This is a genomic window from Brevundimonas sp. P2_A6 (assembly GCF_056404975.1).
Genome location: NZ_JBFUCZ010000003.1, coordinates 1 through 23,647 on the forward strand (window position 1 = coordinate 1; position 23,647 = coordinate 23,647).

The 23,647-nt window shown below is 68.4% G+C and carries 19 protein-coding genes; 12 read left to right on the top strand and 7 right to left on the bottom strand.

Going from position 1 to position 23,647, the window contains the following annotated elements; translation table 11 throughout:
* The 7 genes from AC1DW4_RS09065 to AC1DW4_RS09095 form a co-directional block, all read left to right on the top strand.
* The coding region (locus AC1DW4_RS09065; protein ID WP_477016935.1) for a cation:dicarboxylate symporter family transporter at positions 1–961 on the top strand (961 nt) is incomplete at its 5' end.
* A gap of 45 nt (positions 962–1,006) precedes the next feature.
* On the top strand, positions 1,007–4,147 hold the full coding sequence (locus AC1DW4_RS09070) for a TonB-dependent receptor domain-containing protein (RefSeq protein WP_477016936.1): 3,141 nt from the start codon (positions 1,007–1,009) through the stop codon (positions 4,145–4,147).
* A gap of 25 nt (positions 4,148–4,172) precedes the next feature.
* A complete protein-coding gene (locus AC1DW4_RS09075) occupies positions 4,173–5,486 on the top strand; it encodes an alpha/beta hydrolase family protein (protein WP_477016937.1) in 1,314 nt (437 codons plus the stop codon).
* Positions 5,487–5,558: 72 nt separating this feature from the next.
* Positions 5,559–6,389, top strand: coding sequence for a type II secretion system minor pseudopilin (locus AC1DW4_RS09080; protein ID WP_477016938.1), 831 nt, complete (start codon positions 5,559–5,561; stop codon positions 6,387–6,389).
* Between the two features lie 258 nt (positions 6,390–6,647).
* Entirely contained in the window at positions 6,648–8,168 is a 1,521-nt protein-coding gene (locus AC1DW4_RS09085; protein WP_477016939.1) for a hypothetical protein, read from the top strand.
* An 80-nt stretch (positions 8,169–8,248) separates the two neighbouring features.
* The gene (locus tag AC1DW4_RS09090; protein ID WP_477016940.1) at positions 8,249–10,900 is read left to right on the top strand and encodes a TonB-dependent receptor domain-containing protein; all 2,652 of its coding nucleotides are present in this window, start codon (positions 8,249–8,251) and stop codon (positions 10,898–10,900) included.
* A 147-nt stretch (positions 10,901–11,047) separates the two neighbouring features.
* Complete coding sequence (locus AC1DW4_RS09095) at positions 11,048–11,761, top strand: hypothetical protein (RefSeq protein WP_477016941.1); 714 nt, start codon at positions 11,048–11,050, stop codon at positions 11,759–11,761.
* Here AC1DW4_RS09095 and gspD read toward each other — a convergent pair.
* The 5 genes from gspD to gspG are packed head-to-tail and all read right to left on the bottom strand — an operon-like array spanning position 11,758 to position 16,056.
* Entirely contained in the window at positions 11,758–13,809 is a 2,052-nt protein-coding gene (gspD, locus tag AC1DW4_RS09100; protein WP_477016942.1) for a type II secretion system secretin GspD, read from the bottom strand. The genes AC1DW4_RS09095 and gspD overlap by 4 nt on opposite strands.
* Positions 13,810–13,818: 9 nt before the next feature.
* Positions 13,819–14,721: a type II secretion system protein N gene (locus AC1DW4_RS09105; protein WP_477016943.1), complete on the bottom strand. Its 903-nt coding sequence runs from the start codon at positions 14,719–14,721 to the stop codon at positions 13,819–13,821.
* Positions 14,718–15,101: a type II secretion system minor pseudopilin GspI gene (gene gspI / locus AC1DW4_RS09110; protein ID WP_477016944.1), complete on the bottom strand. Its 384-nt coding sequence runs from the start codon at positions 15,099–15,101 to the stop codon at positions 14,718–14,720. Before gspI ends, AC1DW4_RS09105 begins: the two co-directional genes overlap by 4 nt.
* The gene (locus AC1DW4_RS09115) at positions 15,098–15,592 is read right to left on the bottom strand and encodes a GspH/FimT family pseudopilin (protein ID WP_477016945.1); all 495 of its coding nucleotides are present in this window, start codon (positions 15,590–15,592) and stop codon (positions 15,098–15,100) included. Before AC1DW4_RS09115 ends, gspI begins: the two co-directional genes overlap by 4 nt.
* A complete protein-coding gene (gene gspG / locus AC1DW4_RS09120; RefSeq protein ID WP_477016946.1) occupies positions 15,592–16,056 on the bottom strand; it encodes a type II secretion system major pseudopilin GspG in 465 nt (154 codons plus the stop codon). Before gspG ends, AC1DW4_RS09115 begins: the two co-directional genes overlap by 1 nt.
* 176 nt (positions 16,057–16,232) lie before the next feature.
* Here gspG and gspL point away from each other — a divergent pair, with 176 nt between their 5' ends.
* Genes gspL through AC1DW4_RS09140 form a run of 4 tightly spaced genes read left to right on the top strand, consistent with a single transcriptional unit; the run spans position 16,233 to position 20,486 of the window.
* The gene (gene gspL, locus AC1DW4_RS09125) at positions 16,233–17,291 is read left to right on the top strand and encodes a type II secretion system protein GspL (RefSeq protein WP_477016947.1); all 1,059 of its coding nucleotides are present in this window, start codon (positions 16,233–16,235) and stop codon (positions 17,289–17,291) included.
* Entirely contained in the window at positions 17,288–17,779 is a 492-nt protein-coding gene (gspM, locus tag AC1DW4_RS09130) for a type II secretion system protein GspM (protein ID WP_477016948.1), read from the top strand. Before gspL ends, gspM begins: the two co-directional genes overlap by 4 nt.
* Positions 17,776–19,263 carry a type II secretion system ATPase GspE gene (gspE, locus tag AC1DW4_RS09135; RefSeq protein ID WP_477016949.1) on the top strand — a complete coding sequence of 496 codons (1,488 nt, stop codon included), beginning with the start codon at positions 17,776–17,778 and terminating at the stop codon, positions 19,261–19,263. The genes gspM and gspE overlap by 4 nt, the downstream gene beginning before the upstream one ends.
* Positions 19,263–20,486, top strand: a complete 1,224-nt coding sequence (locus tag AC1DW4_RS09140) for a type II secretion system F family protein (RefSeq protein ID WP_477016950.1) — start codon at positions 19,263–19,265, stop codon at positions 20,484–20,486. The genes gspE and AC1DW4_RS09140 overlap by 1 nt, the downstream gene beginning before the upstream one ends.
* A gap of 10 nt (positions 20,487–20,496) precedes the next feature.
* Here AC1DW4_RS09140 and AC1DW4_RS09145 read toward each other — a convergent pair whose 3' ends face one another.
* Positions 20,497–21,252 carry a hypothetical protein gene (locus tag AC1DW4_RS09145; protein ID WP_477016951.1) on the bottom strand — a complete coding sequence of 252 codons (756 nt, stop codon included), beginning with the start codon at positions 21,250–21,252 and terminating at the stop codon, positions 20,497–20,499.
* A gap of 32 nt (positions 21,253–21,284) precedes the next feature.
* Here AC1DW4_RS09145 and AC1DW4_RS09150 point away from each other — a divergent pair, with 32 nt between their 5' ends.
* The gene (locus AC1DW4_RS09150) at positions 21,285–21,875 is read left to right on the top strand and encodes a type II secretion system protein GspJ (RefSeq protein WP_477016952.1); all 591 of its coding nucleotides are present in this window, start codon (positions 21,285–21,287) and stop codon (positions 21,873–21,875) included.
* Between the two features lie 5 nt (positions 21,876–21,880).
* Here the strand turns inward: AC1DW4_RS09150 and AC1DW4_RS09155 are convergent, their stop codons facing one another.
* The gene (locus AC1DW4_RS09155; RefSeq protein ID WP_477016953.1) at positions 21,881–23,548 is read right to left on the bottom strand and encodes an amidohydrolase; all 1,668 of its coding nucleotides are present in this window, start codon (positions 23,546–23,548) and stop codon (positions 21,881–21,883) included.
* Positions 23,549–23,647: the final 99 nt, after the last annotated feature.

Sequence of the window (23,647 nt, forward strand, 5' to 3'; positions counted from 1 at the left end):
GACCGCCGCGCACGAGACGACGGTGATCGGCTTCCTGCTGGGCGTGATCCCGGACACCTTCGTCAGCGCCTTTTCGACCGGCAACATCCTGCAGGTGCTGTTCGTGTCGGTGATCTTCGGCATCGCCCTGGCCAGCGTGGGGGATGCGGGCCGGCCCGTGCTGAGCCTGCTGGAGGCCGTCTCGAGCGCCTTCTTCAAGCTGGTGGCCATCGTCATGAAGGCCGCGCCCATCGGGGCGTTCGGAGCCTTCGCCTTCACCATCGGGGCCTATGGCATCGCCACGATCGGCAATCTGATCGCCCTGATCGCCACCTTCTATCTGACCGCCGCCATCTTCGTGGTGGGGGTGCTGGGGCTGGTGGGGATCGCCAACGGTTTCTCGATCCTGAAGCTGATCCGCTATCTGAAGGAGGAGCTGCTGCTGGTGCTGGGCACCTCCTCGTCGGAGGCGGCGCTACCCAGCCTGCTGCAGAAGATGGAGCGGGCCGGAGCCTCCAAGTCCGTGGTCGGACTGGTCGTGCCGACCGGCTATTCGTTCAATCTGGACGGCACCAACATCTACATGACCATGGCGGCCCTGTTCATCGCCCAGGCGCTGAACATCGACCTGAGCCTGCAGGACCAGGTGCTGCTGCTGCTGGTGGCGATGCTGAGCTCCAAGGGCGCGGCGGGCATCACGGGGGCGGGCTTCATCACCCTGGCGGCGACCCTGGCGGTGGTGCCCTCGGTGCCCATCGCGGGCATGGCGCTGATCCTGGGCATCGACCGGTTCATGAGCGAATGCCGGGCCCTGACCAACTTCATCGGCAACGCCGTGGCCACCATCGTGGTGGCCCGCTGGGAAGGCGAACTGGACCGGGACGCCCTGCGCGAGGCGCTGAACGGCCAGCCAAGACCGCTCGCCGCCGCAACCGACCCCGCCGCCGGACCCGGCGACGACATGGCCCTGGCAAGGGACTGAACCTTTAGCGTGCCTGAAAACAAAAAAGACTTTGGGAGGATGAACATGAACACCATCAAGACCGCGATGCTGGCGACCACCGCCGCCGCCGCCCTGCTGAGCCTCGCGCCCGCCGCCTGGGCCCAGACCCAGACCCCGCGACAGACCCCGGCACAGGTCCCCTCGACGACCCAGCTGTCGCAGGCGTCCCAGGCCATCGCTGACCAGGCCGCCGATGAGGGTCAGGACGCCTCGTCCGTCGGAGACATCGTCGTCGTCGGATCCCAGATCCGCGGGGCCGATGTGACCGCCGCCCTGCCGGTGACGGTGCTGAGCGAGGAACAGATCCTGGCCACCGGCGCGGTCAACGGCGACGACCTGCTGCGCTCCATCCCGCAAATGGGCGACGTGCTGTTCAGCGCGGCCAACAATCCGCAGACCTCGAACGCGGCGCGCGGCGACGTGAACTCGGTCAACCTGCGCTCGCTCGGCGTCGGCAATACTCTGGTTCTGCTGAACGGTCGCCGCATCGTCCAGCACCCGACCAGCCAGGGCACCTCCGACACCGGCACGGTGCCGGTGCTGTCCTACAACTCGAACGCCATCCCGGTAACGGGTCTGGAGCGACTGGAGGTCCTGCTGGACGGGGCGGCCGCGATCTACGGGGCGGACGCGGTAGCCGGCGTGGTCAACACCGTGCTGCAGGACGACTTCGACGGCCTGAAGATCAACACCCAGTACGGCGGGGCGGAAGGCACCCACCTGCGCGAGTTCAACATCGGCGTCTTCGCGGGCAAGGATTTCGATCGCGGCAACGTTTCGGCCTTCATCGACTATACGGACCGCACCGCCCTGCGCGCCGAGGACCAGCAGTTCACGGCCACCGACAACCTGCGCTTCCTGTTCGCCAACGATCCGGCTTTCGCCTCGAGCCTGACCCCGGACTTCCGCAACACGCGCGGGGCCTGGGCCAACCTGGCGGTGGTCGGGGCGACGACGGCGATCCGACGCGGCACGACCGCCTTGACGACCGCCGCCGGTGCCTTCCACATCCAGCCCACGGCCCTGACCGGCTGTCTGGTCCCGAATGGCGATGTCTGCCTGGGCTCGGGTGCCCTGAACTTCAATGGCGTCCAGCGCGACCTGCGCTTCGACACCGCGCCGGGCACCACGGTCCAGCCCGACACCCAGCGGCTGAACCTGTTCCTGACCGGCCACTACGACCTGACCGACAACATTACAGCGTTTGGAGAGCTGGGCTATTACACGGCCGACACCCAGCGGATCCAGCCGCCGGTGATCAACCTGAACACCTTGACGATCCCCGCCCAGAACTATTGGAACCCGTTCGGCCCGGTGACCTTCGCCAATGGCCAGACGAACCCCAATCGCATCTCGGGCCTGACCAATGTGCCGGTCCAGGGGCTGGCCATCACGCTGAACCAGTACCGTTTCGTCGATGCGGGCTATCAGCACGTCGACGTCAGCAACTACCAGGCCCGCGCCCTTGCCGGCCTGCGTGGCGAATGGCGCGGCTTCGACTGGGAGACCGCCCTGGTCTATTCGGAGGCCGAGGCGGTCGACGAATCCGACGCGGTCAACACCACGGCACTGCAAGCTTCGCTCGCCCTGTCGACGCCGGACGCCTACAACCCGTTCAGCGGCGGCTGCGTGAACCAGCCCAGCTTCGGCGACTGTTCGCCCAGTTCGCAGACCGCGCTCGATGCCATCACCTTCCGCCTGAAGCGGGAGTCCAAGACGACCCTGGCGATGTACGACTTCAAGGTCTCGCGGGCGGACCTGTTCAGCCTGCCCGCCGGAGACGTCGGCGTGGCCTTCGGCTTCGAGGCCCGCAAGGAGACCCAGAACGACGACCGCGACGCCAATCTGGACGGTACCAATCCCTTCCGGGATTCCGTGACCGGGGCGGTCCAGCAGTCGAACGTCATCGCCGTCAGCCAGAACCCGGACACGCACGGCGAGCGCACCGTGACCTCGGCCTATATCGAGTTCGCCGTGCCGATCGTCTCTCCCGAGATGAACATCCCGCTGGTCCATAATCTGGAGGTCCAGATCGCCGGTCGTGCCGAGCATTATTCGGACTTCGGGGACGTGGCCAAACCCAAGATCGCCGCTGCCTGGGACATCTTCGACGGGCTGCGCCTGCGAGGGTCCTATTCCGAGGGCTTCCGTGCCCCGAACCTGGAACAGGTCAACACCGCCACCTACGGCCGTCTGTCCACCAACCCCGACTACATCCGCTGCGAGGCCGATCTGCGGGCCGGCCGCATCGCCACGTTCGGGGCGTGTTCGCGGGCGATCGGTGCGTCGCTGCTGGTCTCGGGCAACCCGGATCTGGAGCCGGAAGAAAGCAAGAACCAGTCGTACGGCATCGTCTTCCAGCCGCAGTTCCTGCCCGCCGAATGGGGCAGCTTCACCTTCACGGTCGATCGCTGGCGGATCCAGCAGGAGAAGATCGTCGGCCTGTTCGGCGGCCCGAACGCGGTTGTCCTCGACTATGCCGAGCGGGTTCAGGGGCGGTCCAATCCGTTGGTGACCCGCGCGCCGGTCAACGCCGACGACATCGCCCTGTTCGCCGGCACCGGCATCGCGCCGGCCGGTCAGATCATCTCGATCAGCGACCGGTTCGTGAACCTGCTGCCCCAGGACGTCGAGGGTCTGGACATCGGCTTCAACTGGCGGCTTCGCGGCACGCCGTGGGGCGATTTCCGGGTCAATATCGACGCCGCCAAGCTGATCAAGTTCGGCCGCGAAGCCGGTCCGGCGGTGGATGAGCTCTACGCCGCCCGCTCGACCGGCATCATCAACGCAGCCACGCCCCTGCCCGACTCCAGCGACCTGCTGGCCCAGAACGGTCGACCGGAATGGCGTCTGTCCGGCTCCCTGACCTGGAGCCAGGGCCCGTGGCAGTTCGGAGCCTTCACCCAGTACATCTCCGCCGTGGACGAAACGGGCTTCCTGGATGCCGCCGGCAACCCCTGGGAGGTCGAAAGCCAGGTCACCGGGAACCTGTACGGCCAGTACGAGTGGGAGGACGACGCCGGTCTCGCCTCCAACAGCCGCATCCGCCTGGGTGTGCGCAACATCACAAACGAAGCCCCACCGCTGGCCTCGTCGGGCTATCTGGGCTCGCTCTATCGCCCCTACGGCCGTTACTGGTACGCCAGTCTCGCCAAGGAGTTCTGAGCCCATGTCGCGACGGCCGGGAACGATGCCTGCAATCCTTTCGATCCTGGCCCTCACCGGCCTGATGGGGGCGGGTGTTTCGACATCCGCCTCGGCCCAGGCCATCGCGGCCGAGCCCGCGACCTGTCCGGCCAGCCTGCCCGAAGGCACGGTCTGCTCGTCCGGCCGAACAATCGACGGCGCCTGGTACTGGGTCGCCTATCCCCGAGACTGGAACGGGACCCTGATCGTCCACGCCCACGGGGGCCCGCGCACGGGCGAGCCCCAGCGGGACGACCCGGTCGAGGATCTGGACCGGTTCTCGATGATGGTGAGCCAAGGCTATGCCTGGGCCGGATCCACCTATCGTCGCGGTGGCTATGGCGTGCGCATGGCCGCGCGCGACACCGACGATCTGCGCCAGATCGTCTGGGACCGGTTCGGCAGGCCGAAGCGCACGATCCTGCATGGTCAGTCCTGGGGCGGCAACGTCGCCGCCAAGGCGGCCGAACTCTATGCCGTCGCAGCGGACGGCAGCCGAAACTACGATGGGGTCATCCTGACCAGCGGCCTGCTGGCCGGCGGGACGCGCGGCTATGCGTTCCGCGCCGACCTGCGGGCGGTCTACCAGTTCTACTGTCACAACCACCCCCGCCCGACCGAGACGCAGTACCCGCTGTGGCAAGGCCTCCCCCAAGGGGCCTCCATGCCTCGCGCGGACGTGGCGGCCCGCGTCGAGGAATGCACCGGACTCAGCCTCGCGCCCGAAGCCCGCACCCCGGCGCAGGCGAACGCGTTGCGCAACATCCTGTCTGTGACGGGTGTGACGGCCGACACCCTCGTCGCCCATCTGGCCTGGGCGACCAATCTGTTCCAGGACATGGTCTGGGAGCGCCTGGACAGCCGCAACCCCTTTTCGAACGTCGGCACCACCTATCGGGGCTCGGACGACGACGTGGCCCTGAACCAGGGCATCGAACGGTTCGAGGCGGACCCGGATGCCGTCGCGGCGCTCGCCTATGACGCCGACCTGACCGGCAACATCGTCCTGCCGACCCTCACCCTGCACGCGCGCTACGACCCCACGGTCTCGGTCTCTCATGAGGCGATCTATGCACGGACGGTGGCGGGGGCCGGTCGCTCGCGCCTGTTGAGCCAGGTCTTCACGACCGAGGCGCTGCACAGCCGCCTGAGCGCGCCCCAGTACGCCGCCCTGCTTTCGGCGATGACCCAGTGGCTTGACACGGGCGAGCGGCCGACGGCGACGCAGGTCGCCGTGCTTTGCGGGCGTTTCGCCACGCAGCTCGCCGAGCCCTGTCTGATCGATCCCGACTTCCAGCCCCGATTGGCAGAGCAGTAGTTCACCCAGCCGAACGTCAGGCTTGCCGTGGCGAAGACCCGGGTCTAGTGCGCCAGATCAGGAGACGATCCGATGGCACGCCGGCCCGACCGCGAAGGCATGATCCTGCTGAATGTGCTCCTGGTCGTCGCCATGGCCAGCGTCACCGTGCTCATCATGATCGCCGGGCAGGACATCGAGTTGCAGCGCAGTGCCAGGCTGCGGGATGTGGCGCAGGCCTCGGCCTATGCCCGCGCCGGCGAGTTGTCGGCCATCACCAGCCTGCGGCGCGACGGCGTCGTCGCGGCGGGGACGGACAATCTGACCGAACCATGGGCGGCCCTGTCCCAGACCTCGATCGCCATTCCGCGCGGACGGTTCGCCCTGACGATCGAGGACGAGCAGGCCCGGTTCAATCTCAACGCGCTGGCGGGCGGACGATCCGGGCCGATCGACCTGTTTCAGCGCATCGGCGCATCGGCGGGTGTGGCCCCGGAAATCCTGGTGCGTATCGCCACGGTCGTGCGGATCGCGGGTCCGCTGACGGATGACCGATTGCTGATCGCCTCGGGCGTTTCCGCCGACGCGCTGTCACGGCTGCGGCCGTTCGTGACGATCCTGCCCCCCGATTCGCAGATCAATCTGAACACGGTCGGAGAGCCTTTGCTGGCCCTCATGCTCAACGACCCGGATCGTGCCCGGGAGCTGATCGCCCACAGGCAGAGGGTCGGCTACCTGGTTCCAGCCGACCTTGCGGCGGTCGGAAGTTCACCGGCCGGCACAGGCTACACGTCGGATCATTTCCGCACTGTCACGGCCGTCTCTGTCGGGGATGTGGAACAGGTGGTGACGAGCCGCCTGACACGCACGGCATCGGCCGGCGGCGTCGACGTCGTCGTCACGGATCGCATTCCCGGCGTTTAGCATGTGGCTGCGGCCCTCAGGACACGATCGGGCTTTCTGCCGTTGCAATCGACCATTTCTGAAGGCGGCAAAGAACGGTTCGCGACAATTGCATGAATGATCTGTCTTCATCTGATCCGTATCAGGATGAACTGTAATAAAGCATCGATTTTCTGTCACCGACACATCGCAATCGGGCCTTAAAGCGGCCATCGGGGTTGCTGGGACGATGTCGTTCGGACGCGTGGCGACCCGCACATTTAACGCGAGGAATGCCCGATGCTTCGTCTGACCAAGGTACTGCTGGCCGGTTCGGCCCTGATGGCACTGGCCGCCTGCGGCTCCGCCGAAGTCGCCTCGCCCGGCGAGGGTGATTTCGGCACCGGAACCGGCGGCGGCACGGGCGGTGGCGTCGTCCAGCCCGGCAACGGCGTTCCCGCCACTGACTGCCCGGCCGGATTGGTCAACATCGGCACGGTCGCCAACAACACCCTGCGCGCCTGCCAGCTGCCCGCGACCATCACAGGCAATCTGCAGCTCTCGGTCCGGGCCGGCACGATCTACGCCATCAGCGGGAAGACCCAGGTCGGCATCGACCTCGGCGCCAACCCGGCCTCGCCGGCTCCGGGCGGCCTGGCTGGCCAGCTGACGATCGATCCGGGCGTCAAGATCTTCGCTCGCGCGGCCGGCGACTATCTGGCCATCAACCGTGGATCGAAGATCTTCGCCGAAGGCACCGCGACCAACCCGATCATCTTCACCAGCGCCGACGACATCGAGGGCCGCAACAACAGCTCGTCGCAGCAGCAGTGGGGCGGCGTCCTGATCGCCGGCCGCGCGCCGATCGCCAACTGCCCGGCCGGTGTCACCGCGCCGAACGAGGCCTGCGTTGCCGTGACCGAGGGTACGCCCGACGTCCTGCACGGCGGCAACATCCCGACCGACGACTCGGGCCGCATGCGCTACTTCCAGATCAAATACTCGGGCTTCCCGCTGTTCAACAACGTCGAGCTTCAGTCCCTGACCTTGGCCGGCGTCGGTTCGGGCACGACCGTCGAATACTGGCAGTCGTACAACTCGTCGGATGACGGCGTCGAAATCTTCGGCGGCACGGTCAACATGAACCACGTCGTGATCACCGGCGCCGACGACGACGGCATCGATACCGACACCGGCTGGCGCGGGGCGGTCCAGTTCGCGATCGTCACCCAGCGTCCGACCATCCCGACCTCGGGCAGCCGCGGCCTGGAGTGGTCGGCCGCCCCGTCGGGCACGACCTACTTCTCGGCTCCGAAAATCTCGAACCTGACGGTCGTCGGCCGCAACGCCGCCGTCGCCGCCGACAGCCTGATCGTTCTGAACACCGGCACCAACCCGACCATCATCAACTCGGTCTTCACCAACCCGACGACCTCGGCCGCCGCCTGCCTGGACATCGACGATGCCCAGACCGTCGCGAACAACCCGATCTTCCGCTCGGTGGTCTTCTCCTGTGCCCGTCCTTACGAGGACGACACCAATGTGAACGCCGCCGCCACGGCCGCAGTGTTCATCACGGGCACCAACATCAACAACAACCCGAACTACACGTCCACGCTGACCGCCCCGGCGGGCGCGACGCTCACCAACCAGAGCCTGGCGTTCATCAACGGCGCGAACGAAAACGCCGTCACGGTGACGAACGCCCCGGCCGTCAACCCCTACTTCCAGACCGTCGCCTACATCGGCGCGGTGCGGAACGCGACCGACACCTGGTACCTGGGCTGGACCTGCGGCTTCGCTGCCGGCTCCAACTGCTGATCGTGAAGGCCGGGCGGCGCTCCTCAACGGACGCCGCCCGTTTTCGCTACCCCCTTCACATCCCCTTCAAGGCGCAGATCATGAAGACCGTCACTCTGACCCTGAGCGGGGTTCTGCTGGCCACCAGCGCGTTGATCGCGCCGGGTCTGGCATACGCTCAATCCACCCCGACGCCCGTCGAGGCCCCGGGCTCCACGACCCAGACACCCGCCGAGCAGGCGCAGGCCGAAGAGCCGCAGGAAAACCAGCTCGACGAGATCGTCGTCCTTGGCCGCTACATCCCTGAGCCCAACCGCCAGAGCCCCGAGGTCGCGGCCTTCCTGACGTCGGAAGACCTGGCCCGCACCAGCGACGCCAATGCGGCCGAGGCCCTGACCCGCGTCACCGGCCTGTCGATCGTAGAGGGACGCTTCATCTACGTCCGCGGCCTCGGAGAGCGCTATTCGTCCGCCCTGCTGAACGGTTCGCCCCTGCCTTCGCCGGAACCGCTGCAGCGCGTCGTGCCGCTGGACCTGTTCCCGGCCGAGATCCTGGAAGGCGTGACCGTCCAGAAGACCTATTCGGTCAACTTCCCGGGCGAGTTCGGCGGCGGCGTTATCGACCTGCATACGGTCGACACGCCCAACGAACCCTTCTTCAACATGACCGCCTCGATCGGTGGCAACACCGAGACGACCGGTCAGGATGGACTGATCTATTACGGATCGCGCACCGACTTCCTCGGCTTCGACGACGGCACGCGTGAAGTGCCAGGCGAACTGGCCCTGGCCTTCCGCTCCGGCAAGCGCATCACCTCGACCAACTATACGGCCGCCGAGATCGCGACCATCGCGCGCTCGCTCGAGAACGCGCCCCTGCGCCTGCTCCAGGAGGAGGTCACGCCGGTCAACGGCAGCTTCCGCATCACCACCGGGGCATCGACCGAAACCGGCCTGGGCACCGCCGGTGCCCTGCTCGTCGCCGGCTACGACAACAGCTGGCGGGGACGCGAAGGCGTGCGCCAGACGGGCCGCATCGACAGCGGCAACCTGGTCCTCGCCAACGACTACGATTTTCGCTCCAACCAGAACGACATCAAGCTGAACGCCCTGGCCGCCTTCAGCCTGACCAACGAGTTCAACACGCTGAAGTGGACCAATCTGTACGTCCGCAACGTGACCAAGGAGGCCCGGATCACTCAGGGCTTCGACGACGCTGCGGGCGGCTTCCGGCGTTTCGACAACACCGAGTGGTTCCAGCGCGAACTGTTCTCCAGCCAGCTGTCGGGCGATCACACCCTGACGGACCGGATCGAGTTCAACTGGCGCGCGGCCTATGCCAAGACCACCCGCGACGCACCGTACGAGACCCAGTTCGGTTATGGCCGCAACGCCGCCGGCAACATCTCGCACAACATCGGCACCAACCCGAACATCTCCTTCAGCACCCTGGACGATGACGTCGTCTCGGGCGGCGCGGACCTCAGCTATGTGCTGCCTCTCTCGGACCAGCGCGAAGCCAAGTTCACGCTAGGGGTCGCGTCGTCGGACAACAATCGCAGCTCGGAGCGCCGGGACCTGCGCTTCGTCCCCGTGGGCACGCTGACGGCCGACCAGCTGGAATCGCGCGTCGACTACCTGACCTCGGACTTCAACATCGGCCAGTATATCACCCTGTCCGAAGACACCGTCGCCAACGGGGCCTACGAGGGCGAGCTTCAGGTCAATGCCGCCTATGCCCAGGTCGAGGCCGAGATCATCCCGCTGGTCAACATCACCGCCGGCTGGCGCTATGAAGACGCCCAGCAGGACGTGGTTCTGGTCGACCAGTTCAGCGGCTCGCGCGCCATCGGTTCGACGATCGAGAAGGACTACTGGCTCCCGGCCGCCACGGTCACCTGGAACTTCGCCGAAGACCTGCAGCTGCGGGTCGGGGCGTCCAAGACCATCGGTCGTCCGCAGTTCCGCGAACTGGCGCCCCAGGCCTATACCGACACCGAGTCCGACCGGACCTTCATCGGTAACCGCTACCTGCGCGATACCCAGCTGATCAACGTCGATGCGCGACTGGAATGGTATTTCGCCAGCCAGCAGTATCTGACCGGCGGCCTGTTCTACAAGGATCTGTCCAACCCCGTCGAAACCAGCGCCATCCAGGCGGGGGAAGGGATCCAGCAGACCTTCCTGAACGCGCCAGGCGCCACGATCATGGGCCTGGAAGTCGAGGGCAAGAAATACTTCGAGTTCCCCGACAACGGCATGTCCTTCATCGCCAACAAGCGCTGGCTGGTGCAGGCCAACTACACCTACTCCGACTCCGAGATCCAGGTCGGGTCGGGTGACATCATCCGCACCGAGCAGAACCTGGGCGTCGGCGAGGCGGCGACCAACCTGCTGACGGACGGCGCGCGCCTGCAAGGTCAGTCCGAGCACGTCGCCAACCTGCAACTGGGTTGGGAAGACGATACGGACCGGTCTCAGGCGACGATCATCGTCAACTACGTATCCGAGCGCATCTCCGCCCGGGGTATCGCCGGCAACCCGGACCTGATCCAGGATCCAGGCGTGTTCCTGGACTTCGTGTACCGCAAGGACTTCACGGCGGCCGGCCACGACCTGGGCTTCGCCCTGGAACTGCGCAACCTGCTGCGGACCGACTACGACGAGTTCCAGGAACTGGGAAGCAGCCGGATCAGCGTGAACAAATACGAGCTGGGTCGTAGCGCCTCGGTCAGCCTGACCGCCCGCTTCTAAACCTCAAAGACGCCTGCAAGACCGACGGCCGTTCTCTTTCGGGAGGACGGCCGTTTTTGCTGCTGCCCACCCTCGCCTCCAGGCCGCGAGTGGACTTTGCGGTCTGGCCCGATGGAGGTCCAGCCCAGCCCATGTTAGTGAGCACCCATGCTGACCCGTGCCTCCGGACTGCTTCTGATGGCTCTGATGCTGGCCCCAGACACCGCGTCGGCGCGGGTGCCGACGGCCACGTCGATGACCTCCACCGCCGCCGAGCCGGTGCAATTCTATGTCTTCAGCTTCACGGCGACGCCGGTCGCGGACGCCGCCCGGGACGTTGTCGTTTCGGCGCTGGGCTATGAGCTCGAGGTCGATCCGGCGATCGAAGACGGGATCGTCACCTTCTTCGCCGATGGCCTCTATTCCGGCCCGGCCCTGCTGCAGGATTTCGGAACGGCCTTGCTGGATCAGGACATCGCCCTGATACGCACGCGACCGGGAGCCTATGCCCTGGTCCCGCGCGCCAATGTGCCCGCCCTGATCGCCCGGGGTGGCGTGTTGATGGCGCTTCCCTCACCCGCCGTGCCCACGGGTTCTGCCCGTGTCGTTTCCGAGTCCGCGCCCGTCGCCGTCTATGGACGCGCCCGCTGGTGGGACGGTGCCATGAGCGCGCTGCTGCTGTTTTTCGCCGGAGCTTCCGCCGGAGCCGGGGCCCTGCTGGGCGGCCAGACGATCTATCGTCGATCCCGGGCCGCCGGACCGGCCGCCGAGCCGCTGCTGCGCCTGACCGATCAGCGCCAGAGCATCGTCCCCTCGGTGGATGCAGGCGACGGCGATCCCGACCTGGTCATTCCCCGGTTCGAGACCCGCCCGCCCCTCTAGAAGACGTCGTCGACCTCGGCCGGCAGACGGGGATCGCGAGCGATCGGCGCCGGGCGCGAGGGGTCGACGCGCGCCGGCTCGACGGCGCGCAGCCGGTCGAAACTCTCGCGAGCCGAGGCCGCCACATCCTCGCTCGTGCGCAGGATGGTGGGCTTCAGGAAGATGAACAGGGTGCGTCGGGTCTGGCTGTCGCGGCGCGATCGGAAGGCGTTGCCCACCAGGGGAATGCTGCTCAGCCCCGGCACCCGACTGTTGTTGGACATCCGGTCGTCGGTGACCAGTCCGCCCAGCACGATGGTCTGGCCGTCGTCGGCGAGGGCCGAGGTCTGGATGCTGCGGCGGTTGGTGACGAGATCGGCCGCCCCCGTCACATTCGTCGTGACCAGCGACGACACTTCCTGGCTGACCTCCAGCTTGACCACCCCACCCTCGTGCACGCGCGGAATGACCCGCAGCGTCAGGCCGACGTCCTCGCGACTGATGGTGGTGAACGGATTGGTCGAGTTGCCGTCGGTGGCGAAACTGCCGGTCCGGAACGGCACGTTCTGGCCGACCACGATCTCGGCCGGATCGTTGTCCAGCACGGTCACGCTGGGCGCGGACAGGAGGTTCGCCGCGCTGTTGGTGCCCAGGGCCTGAAGCAGCAGACCGAAATCGCCCTCCGACCCCGCGGCCAGCGACAGCCCCTGCCCCAGCAACCGCCCGGCCGGATAACCCAGCGCGCTCAGGACGATGCCCAGGTCGTTGCCGGCATTGGAGAAACTGGTGCCGCCGATCACGCCGTCGGCGGGCACGGCGCCGCCGACGGCCAGTTGAGCCCCGATCTGTTCGCCCAGTTCGCCCGTGATCTCGACGATGGCGACCTCGATCTTCACCTGGGCCCGGCGCAGGTCCAGCTGGTTGATTAGATCCTGCAGCATCTCCACGGTGGCGGGCGGCCCTCGCATCACCACGGCGTTCAGCTCCGGCGACGCCTGGACCGTCACGCCCTCCAGGGTAAAGCTGGCGGATCGCGCGCTGTTGCCGGACGCCGGCAGGGGTGTCGATCCCCCTTCACCCGATGACGACAGAGTGCTGGCGGCCTGGGCGGCGACGTCGCGGTTCGTCGCGCTGAGGCTGGCCAGACCCGTGTCCTGACGCAGCGAACGCGCCACCGGATTGGTCGCCGACGGTTCCCCGCCCAGCAGGCCACGGACGATCTCGGTGATCGCTTCCGCGTCCGAATTCCGCAGACGGACGACCCGCGTCACCGGGGTCGCCCCGCCGGGCGTGTCCAGAGCCGCCACGATCGAGCGGGCCTGGGCGATATCAGCGGCGTCGCCCCGCACCAGGAGGACATTGGAGCGGGCATCCGCACTGACCCGCGGTCCTCCGGCGTCCGATCCGAGCAACGCTCCGACCGAGGCCGCCACCGCCTCCGCATCGGCATAACGCAGGGCGATGCTGTCGAAGCTCGAGCCGCCGCCGCTGTCCAGGTTGGACGCCAGTTGCTGAACCCGGCGAATATTCTCGGCATAGTCGGTCACGACCACGCCGTTCGGCTCGGTGATGGCCTCGATCGCTCCGAATGAGGACACCAGCGGCCGCAGCGCCCGCACCGCCTGGTCGCTGGGCAGGTTTCGCAGGCGGATCAATCGGGTGATGATCTGTTGGTTCGATACGGCCGCACCGGTCTCGGACGCCCCGCTTTGCACCACGGTCGCCTGGGGCACGACACGCCAGACATTACCGCTGCGCACGGCCGCGAAGCCGGAGGTCCGCAGCACGGACAGGAACAGTTCCCACACGCCGTTGCGGCTCAGGGGTTCGGCCGAAACCACATTGACCTGTCCCTGAACCTGGGGGTCCAGCACCAGGGTGCGGCCTGTGATGCGCGATACCTGTTCGGCCACATCCTTGATGTCGGCCCCGCGCATGTTGATGACCACGTCCTGCATCGCGACGGGCGCGGGTGCCACGGTCTGAGCCATGGTCACGGGCGCAACAGGTCCGGCGACCAGAGTCAGGGCCAGGAGGCAGGTGGTGGTCAGGCGGAAGGACTTGGTCACGCCGGGCTCCTAGCGAAGGGGAAAGTTGAGGGTGAGACGGCGACCGCCCCTGACCACGACGACGCTGGCCTGACCGGCCTCGCGCGCGCGGTTGATCAGCGCCTGGTCGTTTGCGGCATCGCCGACGGGCTGGCCGTTCAGGCTCTCGATGACGTCGCCGGGCTGCAGGCCGAAGCGGCGCAGTTCGGCCGAGGGGTTCGCGCCGATGCGATAGCCTCTGGCGCTCGCGGAGGCACCGAGCGCGGCGGCGGTCTGGCCGACATCGGGCGCGGGCCCGGCCGAGGCGACGGGCGCTCGCGCCGTCGCACCGGCCGCAGCGGCAGCGGCGCTCGAGATGGGCGAGGCGCTGGCCAGAGCGGCCTGGGCTTCCGGCGAAAGGGTGGGCGATCCAACAGGGGCTACCGTGATGCCGGTGCCTGACGGCGCGGTGCCCGCGGGCACCGCGCTCGCGACGGGGGCTGGGAAATCCAGCCGCTCGCGCGCCTCCCCGACCTTGAGGATCACATGATCGACGCCGATCGCCTCGATGACCGCATTTCCGGCCGGCGACTGGCCCACGCCATAGATCGCGGCCGGTCCGTCGCCCAACGCGATCAAGGCCGTCGAAGCGCTGGGCGGGAAGGCCATGAGCACGCCCTTCAGCACCAGCCCGAGGCTGGACGCCGGCAGACCGCCTACCAGTTCCGAGCCACCGCCGAACGGCGCGAGCCCGACAATGCGCGCGACATCGGTGTCCGCCCCGCCCGCAGGCGCGCCTAACGGCGGCAAGGTGTCGGCCACGGCGACCTCGCTGCGTCCGTCATCCCACCCCGTCAGCCGCCAGGTCAGTCCCGCCAGCGCCAGGGCCAGCGACCCGACGACGGCGACGCTGACGATCCTCAGCGCGATCTCGTCGCGACGATCCGGGCTCATGTCGACGCGCCCGACAGGCGATCGACGAATCCGGACAGGCGCACCAGGTCCTGTCGTGTCCCGCGCGGTCCCACGGCGACATCGACGGCCACCAGATCCGGATCGTCGGTCGCGCGTCTCGCGACCCGCACGTCCCAGTTCCGATCCATCATCCGCACGGTCGATACATCGGGCGAGACCGCACCGCCTCGAAGGTTCAATTCCACCAGCCGATTCTCTGCCACCCACTGTGCGACGACCCGCTGCTCGAGGCCGCGCACGCCATCGACGTGGGACTGGGTCGCCCGGGTCAGGCCGACGGTTGCGATGGCCAGGATGAACAGCGCCACCAGCGCCTCCATCAGCGAATATCCAGGACGGTCACAGCGGGCGCGTCTCATGCCGCGGCCTCCACAGCCACGGGCGTCGCCGTCGCGTTCAGCCCGTCGAACTCAACACGCCAGCGCCGGTCGCCCTTGGCGAGGCCGAACGCCGCCACGGGCTGGGCTCCATCGGGATCGATCGTCACGGGCGAAGCTACGCCCAGTCCGACCATGCGGACGCCGTCCGGCAGCCGGTGCCGCTCGGCCAGGGCGTCCACGACCCGGTCCGCCTGACCGTCGCCGCGCACGAAGCCGTAGCCTTCGGCGTCGAAGGACAGTTGCAGCGGGCGTCGCGTGGTCAGCACCTCGTCGGACGCCAGCCGCAGCCGATCGGCCAGCCGGTTCGCCTCGCTCTCGACACCCAGTCCGCGATCGCCCAGGCCGACGCCCAGGGTCACGACCCCCGCCATCACGCCGACGATGGCCAGGACGACCAGAATCTCGACCAGGGTCATGCCCGACCGATGGACCCTGCGAACGCCGCCGATGTGTGCCCCGGCACGGACCATCAGCGCGTCTTGTCGCTCAGATCGGCATCGAGCCCTTCGCCGCCTTCCTTGCCGTCCTTGCCGTAGGACAGAAGGTCGTAGGCTCCACCCGTCCCCGGGCTGCGGTAGATATAGGGCTTGCCCCACGGATCGGTCGGCACCTCGGGCAGATAACCGTCGGCCGCATAGGACATCGGCTCGGGCGGCGAGGTCGGCCTGGTCGCCAAGGCCTGCAGGCCCTGTTCCGTGGTCGGATAATCACCATTGTCCAGGCGATAGACCCGCAGCGCGGTGGCGATCGTCTTCAGATCGGTCTTGGCCACCGTCACCCGCGCCTGGTCCGGGCGGCCGATCACGTTGGGCACGATCAGGACCGCGACCACGGCGATGATGGCCAGCACCACGATCATCTCGACCAGTGTCAGTCCCGCCCGGCGATTCCGGCGTCGCGCCGCCGCTGGATGACGTTCCGACAAAGTAATCATGACACTTTTTCTCATCAACGCGGGCAGTGGCGACAGGTGGATTTTGGCTGCTATAGACCGGGGTGCGCCTTGCAGCCACGCCATTCTACAGAGTTCCCCCGATGCTCGGCCGACCTGTCCGTTCGAACCTTCCAAGTCATGGCTTATGGCGTATTGTCGATGACAGAATCTTGGCAGTGGACCGATCTTATTCCGGACCCACCACGGTTCTGGTGCCGTCCGAAGACGTTCTGACCCTCCCGGTCGACCTCCCCTTTGCCACCCGCGCGCAGCGCATCGCCGCCCTGCCCTTCGCCCTGGAGGATGCGGTCGCCGAGCCGCTGGCGACCCTGCATTTTGCCTTGGGGACAGAGGTGGCACCGCGCCGCCATATCGCGGGCGTCGTCCGCCATGCCCGGATGCAGGCCTGGGTCGCCCTGCTGGCCGAGGCCGACCTGGATCCCGCGATCCTGATGCCGGACGCCCTGGCCCTGCCTCTGCCGCCCGCAGGTGCCTGGGTCGTGCGCGCGGACGGCGAGCGCTGCCTGGTCCGCACGGACACCGGCGGCGGGTTCGCCCTGCCGCTGTCATCGCTGGAAGGGGCCTGGACCGTCGCCGGTCACCCGCGTCTGATCCCGCTGGGCGACGCCCTGCCCGCAGCCTTCGCCGAAGCCGTCGAAGCCGAGTCGGTCCACCTCGGTGCCCTGGGCGAACCCGCCATTATCCTGCCTCCGCTGGACCTGCGCCAGGGCGCCTATGCCGCCACCCGCGCCACCTCCGCCTCGGCGTTGCGAACCCTGGCTCTCGTGGCCAGCCTTGGCGTCGTCGCCCATATCGCCCTGCTGGGTCTCGACACCTTCCTGCTCGATCGCATGGCCGACAGGAAAGAGACCGAGGCGCGCGCCGTCCTGCAGGCCGTCGCTCCGGCCACCACGCCGGACGAGGACATCATCGCCGCCGCCGACCGTATCGTGCCCAATGCCGGGTCCGGCGTTCGTCCCTTTACCCGCCTTCTCGCCCAGACGTCCGGAGCTCTGCCCGGGGCCGGGGCGGTGGCCTTCAACAGCGCGACCTACAGCCCCGGCAGTCTCGACCTGGGCGTCGTCGTCTCGGATGCCGCGACCCTGGACCGCGCCGTCCAGGCCCTGACCGCGACCGGCCTGACCGCCAGCGGCGCGCCGTCCGGCGTGGACGCGACCACCGCCACCAATGGCCTGAACGCCACGCTCAAGGTCGCGACGGGAGCGGCCGGATGAAAGCCCCCGTCATCCTGAACCGCGCCTCTCCCGCTCTCGACGCCGCCACGGCATGGTACGCCGGTCGGTCCCGCCGCGAGCAGATTCTTCTGGCCGTGCTGGGCGGCTTTCTGACTGTCGCGGTGCTGTGGCTGCTGATCCTGCAGCCGTTGCTGGACGCCCGCGCCACCGCCATCGGTCGCATCGCCGCCTATGAGACCGTCATGGTCCGCGTTCGTACCGCCGGTCCGGTCGGAGCCACGACGCCGGGGCTCTCGGGGCCACTGGAAGCCGCGATCCCGGCCCAGGCCGCGACCTTCGGCATCGTTCCCGCCAGCGTCACCCCCGACGGCGACGGTGCCACCGTCACGGTGACCGAGGCCCGGTACGACAGCGTCGTTCCGTGGCTGGCCGGGTTGGAGGCCTCGGGCGCGACGCTGTCCGCCGTCCGCATCGACCGGGGCAGCCAGCCGGGCGTCGTCAACGTATCTGCGCGGGTCCAGCCATGAGCCTCGCCGAAGACATCACCATCGCCCCCACCCCTCTCGCGTACGGGTTCGCCCGGCGGCGTGGAGCCATGATCCTGACTGGCGGCGACAGACTGATCTGCCTTCACCGTCGCTCGGCGACGCTGGAGACCCTGCTGGAGGTGCGCCGCGTCGCGGGTGGTGCCATCGCCTTCGAGGCGGTGGACGACGACCGTTTCGACGCCACCCTTCGCGAACAGACGGGAGGCGAGGCCGCGCCCGCCGCCGATTTCGCCGCGTCCGAAGATGACCTGGCCGCCCTGGCCGAGGACGCCGCCGCCGTCGACGACCTGCTGGACAGCCGTGACGACGCGCCGGTGGTGCGCCTGATCAACGCCCTGCTGCTCCAGGCCATCCGCGACGGGGCCTCCGACATCCATATCGAGGCCGAGGAAAAGCGGCTGATCGTCCGCTTCCGCATCGACGGCGTCCTGCGCGAGGTGCTCGAACCCGCCCGCGCCCTGGCCCCCCTGCTGGTCAGCCGGATCAAGGTCATGGCCCGCCTGGACATCGCCGAGAAACGCGTGCCCCACGACGGCCGCGTGACCCTTCGCATCGGCGGCCTGGACGTTGACGTCCGCGTCTCGACCATCCCGTCCCAGCACGGCGAGCGGGTCGTCCTGCGCCTGCTGGACCGGGGTTCGACCTCATTGGACCTGGCCCAGCTGGGCATGAGCCCGCGCGACCTCGACACCTTCGAGCGCCTGATCACCCGGCCCCACGGCGTGATCCTGGTCACCGGCCCGACCGGCTCCGGCAAGACGACCACCCTCTATTCCGCCCTGACGCGCCTCAACGATCGCCGCCGCAACATCATGACGGTCGAGGACCCGATCGAATACGCCCTGGACGGCATCGGCCAGATGCAGGTCAACGCCCGCATCGACCTGACCTTCGCCCGGGGCCTGCGCGCCATCCTGCGTCAGGACCCCGACGTCATCATGGTCGGCGAGATCCGCGACCACGAGACAGCCGAGGTCGCCGTGCGTGCCTCCATGACCGGCCACCTGATGCTGTCGACCCTGCATACCAACACGGCGGTGGGCAGCGTAACGAGGCTGATCGACATGGGCGTCGAACGCTATCTGCTGGCTCCCATGCTGTCCGGCCTTATCGCCCAGCGCCTGGTCCGCCGCCTGTGTCCGCACTGCAAGTCGCCCGCCGAGGCGACGCAGGCCGACAGCGAATTGACCGGCGGCGTGGTCCCCGTCGGCGCCCGCATCTTCCGCCCCGTCGGCTGCCCCGAATGTCGGGGCGAGGGCTACAAGGGTCGTCTCGGCGTCTATGAGGTCATCGAGATCGACGCCGAGATGCAGCAGGCTATCCATGACGGCATGGCCGAGGCCGACCTGATCCGTCTGGCCCGCCAGCGCGGCCCCGGCCTGCTCGAGGACGGCGCCGCCAAAGCCCTGGCCGGTGACACCTCGGTGCAGGAAGTCGCGCGCGTGGTCCGGGAAGACGCCTGATGCCCGTCTATGCCTTCCAGGCGGTCGACACCGAGGGCAAGCCCCACAAGGGCACGCTCGAGGCCGCCTCCGACGTGGGGGCGCGCCAGCTGGTCCGCGACCGGGGCCTGCTGCCCACCGGCGTGGCCCTCGCGGGGGAACGCCGCAAGACCGATCTGTCGAAGGGCATCGTCATCTTCCAGCGGGGCATCAGCGCCAAGACCCTGTCGGCCGTGACCCGCCAGCTCTCGACCCTGATCGGCTCGGATATCCGCATCGAGGAGGCCCTGCGGATCGCCGCCCAGCAGACCGAGGGCCAGCCGATCGGCGTGGTCCTGACCGACGTCCGCGCCGCCATCCTGGAAGGGCGCAGCTTCGCCTCGGCCCTGGCCCGCCACCCCAAGGTCTTCCCCGAATTCTACCGGGCCTCGATCGCGGCGGGCGAACAGTCGGGCAAGCTGGCGACCGTCCTGGCCCACCTGACCGAGTTCGTCGGCAACCAGGAAAAGGCGCGACGCAAGGTCCAGCTGGCCCTGCTCTATCCCGCCCTGCTGGCGGTCGTGTCGCTGCTGATGATCACCCTGATGATGGTCTATGTGGTCCCCGACATCGTGAAGGTGTTCGTATCGCGCGGGGCCGAACTGCCCTTCCTGACCCGCGCCCTGATCGCCCTGTCCGCCTTCGTCCAGGCCTTCGGCATCTATGTGTTGATCGCCATCGCTGTCGCCGCCATCGCCTGGAACCGCTGGCTGGCGGTGCCCACGAACAGCCGCCGCTTCGCCGAGTTCCTGCTGAAGACCCCGCCCTTTCGCACCTTCGTCCAGCACCTGAACGCCGCGCGCTTCGCCGGATCGCTGGCGACCCTGGTCCGTTCCGACGTGCCGCTGGTGGAGGCGCTACAGGCCTCGGCCGCCGTCACCCCCAACCGCTTCGCCCGCGAGCGTGCCTTCCTGACGGCGGCCCGGGTGCGCGAGGGTGCCTCCCTGCGGCGCGCCATGGCCGAGGCCGACGTGTTTCCACCGCTGCTGCTGGCCATCGTCGCGGCGGGCGAACAGTCCGGCAAGCTGGGCCACGGTCTAGAACGCGCCGCGCAGGATCTGGAGCAGGAACTCGACGGCCTCGTTCAGGCGCTGGTGTCGCTGGTCGAGCCCGGTGTGCTGCTGGTCATGGGCGGCATCGTGCTGCTGATGGTGCTGGCCATCCTGATGCCGATCGTGAACCTCAACAATCTGGCGGGGTTGTGAGCGAAGCCTTCTACAGCTTCGTATCGATCGACATCGGCGCGCCGATGCCCGGCAACAGGCCTGTGCCACCCGGCTCCACCGAAGCCGTCAGGGTCCCGTCCGCCTGGACCCGCGCCTTCAGCACCGGCTCGGTCCCGCCCGCGCGCGTGAAGACGACGCTCGACGCACCCTCGTCGGCCGTCACCGCCCCGGTCAGGGGCGCGATCGCCGTCGCCGCGCCGCCGGTCGCCGCGCAGTCGCCCGGTCCGGTCAGGATGCGTCCCGCCCCCGCCGGCGCGCCCTTCAACGCCAGTTCCTCGACCTCCAGCCGCATCACGGGCGAGCAGGTGAACGGGAGGCCGGGAGCCACGGCGTTCAGCATCCGCATCGACACAGTCCCTTCCAGATCGCGGATCAGCACCCTTCCCGGACGCGCCAGGACCTGGGTCGAGGCGTCGGTATCCGGTCCCCGCAGGGAGATCCGCTCGGCCGCCGACAGATGCAGGATCGACGCGAAGGGCATCAGCGCCCAGCCCGCGCCGAACCCGCCCGGCATGGCGCGCTCGCCGGCCCAGACCGTGCCGACCGCCTGCCGCTCGCCGTTCGAAGAGCGTTTCACGATGATCTCGGAAGGGGCCATGGCGATCAAGCCCAGCGCATATGTTCCGGCCGCGACGCCCGCCAGCACCACGCGCCAGCGGGTGACGCGCACCGCCAGACGCTCGAACTGAAATGCGCCCCCGGCCCGACCGTCCTCGCCGTCTCGCGTTCTCCAGACCTTCATCATGGGGCTCTCTCCGGCGTTCATCGCCGCATAGCATGAAGCGCGCCCGGTCGCGCCAGGGTTTCACCCTCGTCGAAGTCCTGATCGCCATGGCCCTGTTCGCCCTGATCGGCCTGGCCGGATTCACCCTGCTGGACGGGGTGCTGAGGACGCAGGGCGCGACCGAAACGCGCCTGTCGCGGATGGCGGAAATCCAGCGAGCCATGCTGGTGGTCTCGACCGATCTGGACCAGATTTCCGGGGAACTGGCCGGGTCGGCCGATGGGCTGTCGCTGCAGAAGACCAACCTGTCAGGCCAGATCGTCAATGTGCGCTACGCATTGGAGGGGAGCACATTGACCCGGACCGTGGCGGGCGCGGCGGGCGAACGCCGGCAGACGCTGATCGAAGGTGTTTCCGCCGTGCGCTGGACGTTTCACCGACGACGCGGGGAATGGCTCGATGCCTGGCCGCCACCGCCCACGACCGCGACACCGAGGGCGATCGTCGAACCGATCGACGGGGTCACCGCCGTCGCGCTGGACCTGACCCTGAACGGACTGGACGGTCGGCCCGGCGCGACCCTCAGACGGGTCGCCTCCATTCCGCTGATGGAGGCTCCCCCGGCCGCCCAGGCCGCGCCCTGATCCCGTCAGGGACGCTGGAAGACCACCTTGCCGTCGACCACCGTCAGGACGGCATGGCCGTGCGGAATGTCCGCCTCGGGCACCGTCATCAGGTCGATGTCGAAAGCCGTGAAGTCCGCCCGCTTGCCCACCTCGATCGTGCCGAGCTCGCTTTCGCGGAAACTGGCGTAGGCGGGCCACAGGGTGAACATCTTCAGAGCCGTCGCCCGGTCCACCGCCTCGTTCGGTCGCCAGTCCGGGCCCTGAAACCCTTCCAGGTCGCGTCGGGCGACGGCGGCATAGAATTCGATCAGGGGATCGCCCCGCTCGACCGGTGCATCCGATCCGCCAACCACGATGACGCCCAGATCGACCAGGCTGTGCCAGGCATAGGCCCCGTCCAGCCGTGCGTCGCCGAGCCGGGCCGCCGCGAAATGGAAGTCGCCGATGGCGTGGCTGGGCTGCATCGAGGCGATGATCGGCAGATCCTTGAACCAGTGGTAATCGGAAGGCCGCAGGATCTGGGCGTGCTCGATCCGCAGCCGCACGTCGGCTCCGTTCGGGCGCTCCGAGGCGGGCACAGCCTCCAGCGCGGTCGCGTACCATTCCGCCACCGATGCATTGCCCCGATCGCCGATGGCGTGGGTGGCGACCTGGATGCCGGAGCGCAGCGCCTGCTCGTACAGCGGCACGATCTCGTCCGTCGTGATCTGCATCAGGCCCGTGGTCTGGTGCGCGTCGGAATAGGGGGCGAACAAGGCGGCCCCGCGAGACCCCAGCGCGCCATCGGCGTAGTATTTGACGGCGCGCGTGATGACCCGCCCGTCCGGCGTCTGGCGGGGACCCGAGGCGAACAGGGCCTGGGCGCCGTCGGGCGTGACGCTGTTGTAGACCCGCAAGGGGGCCTCCCCCGCCGCGTCCATGGCATCCAGCAGGGGGATGTCCTTCCACGGCGCGCTCATGAAATGCACGCCGGTCCAGCCGTAGGCGGCCTCGACCCGGAAGCCGGCGCGATAGGCCTGACGCGTCTGCTCCGGATCGGCCTGGGGCATCAGCGGGGCCAGCAGGCTGGTCGCCGCATCGACGAACATGCCTGTGGGCTTTCCGTCCGCGCCTTTCAGGATGTCGCCGCCGAACGGGGCCGCGGTGCCCGCGTCGATCCCCAACGCCGCCAGCGCCGCGGAGGAGGCCGTCACCGCGTGCCCGTCGGCGCGCTCCAGCAGCACCACCCGGCCGGGGGCTGCAACATCCAGGTCGGCGGCGGTCAGGAAGCGGGCTCCGTTCGCGCTCTCGGGCCAGCGCGTCTCGATCCAGCCGCGACCCACGATGACACCGTCGGGATGGGCGTCTGCCCATGCCGTCAGTCGGGCCATGGCATCCGCGACCGAGGTCGATCCTTCCAGGTTCAGCGTCAGCTCGCGCCAGCCGATGCCGTCCAGATGGGCGTGGCCGTCTGTGAAGCCGGGGAACAGGGTCGCACCCTTCAGGTCGATGACCCGCAGTCCTTCGATCGAAGGCGCATCGGCGGCGGATCCGGCATAGGCGATGCGCCCGTCGCGCGCGATGACGACCTCGGCTGTGGGCGAGGCCTCGACGCCGGTATGGATCGTGCCGCCCCGGATCACCAGATCCTGGGCACTGGCCGGCAGGGCGAGGGCGGCGAAGGCGGCGGCGGTCAGGAACGAGCGAAGCATGGGGCACCGGTGTTGGCGGAGATCGGACCCCGTGTTCGACCGCGCCGGGCCGGGCGCGTCAAGGCTCCGCTGGTCGCGGGCCGGTCCGTTCCCATATGG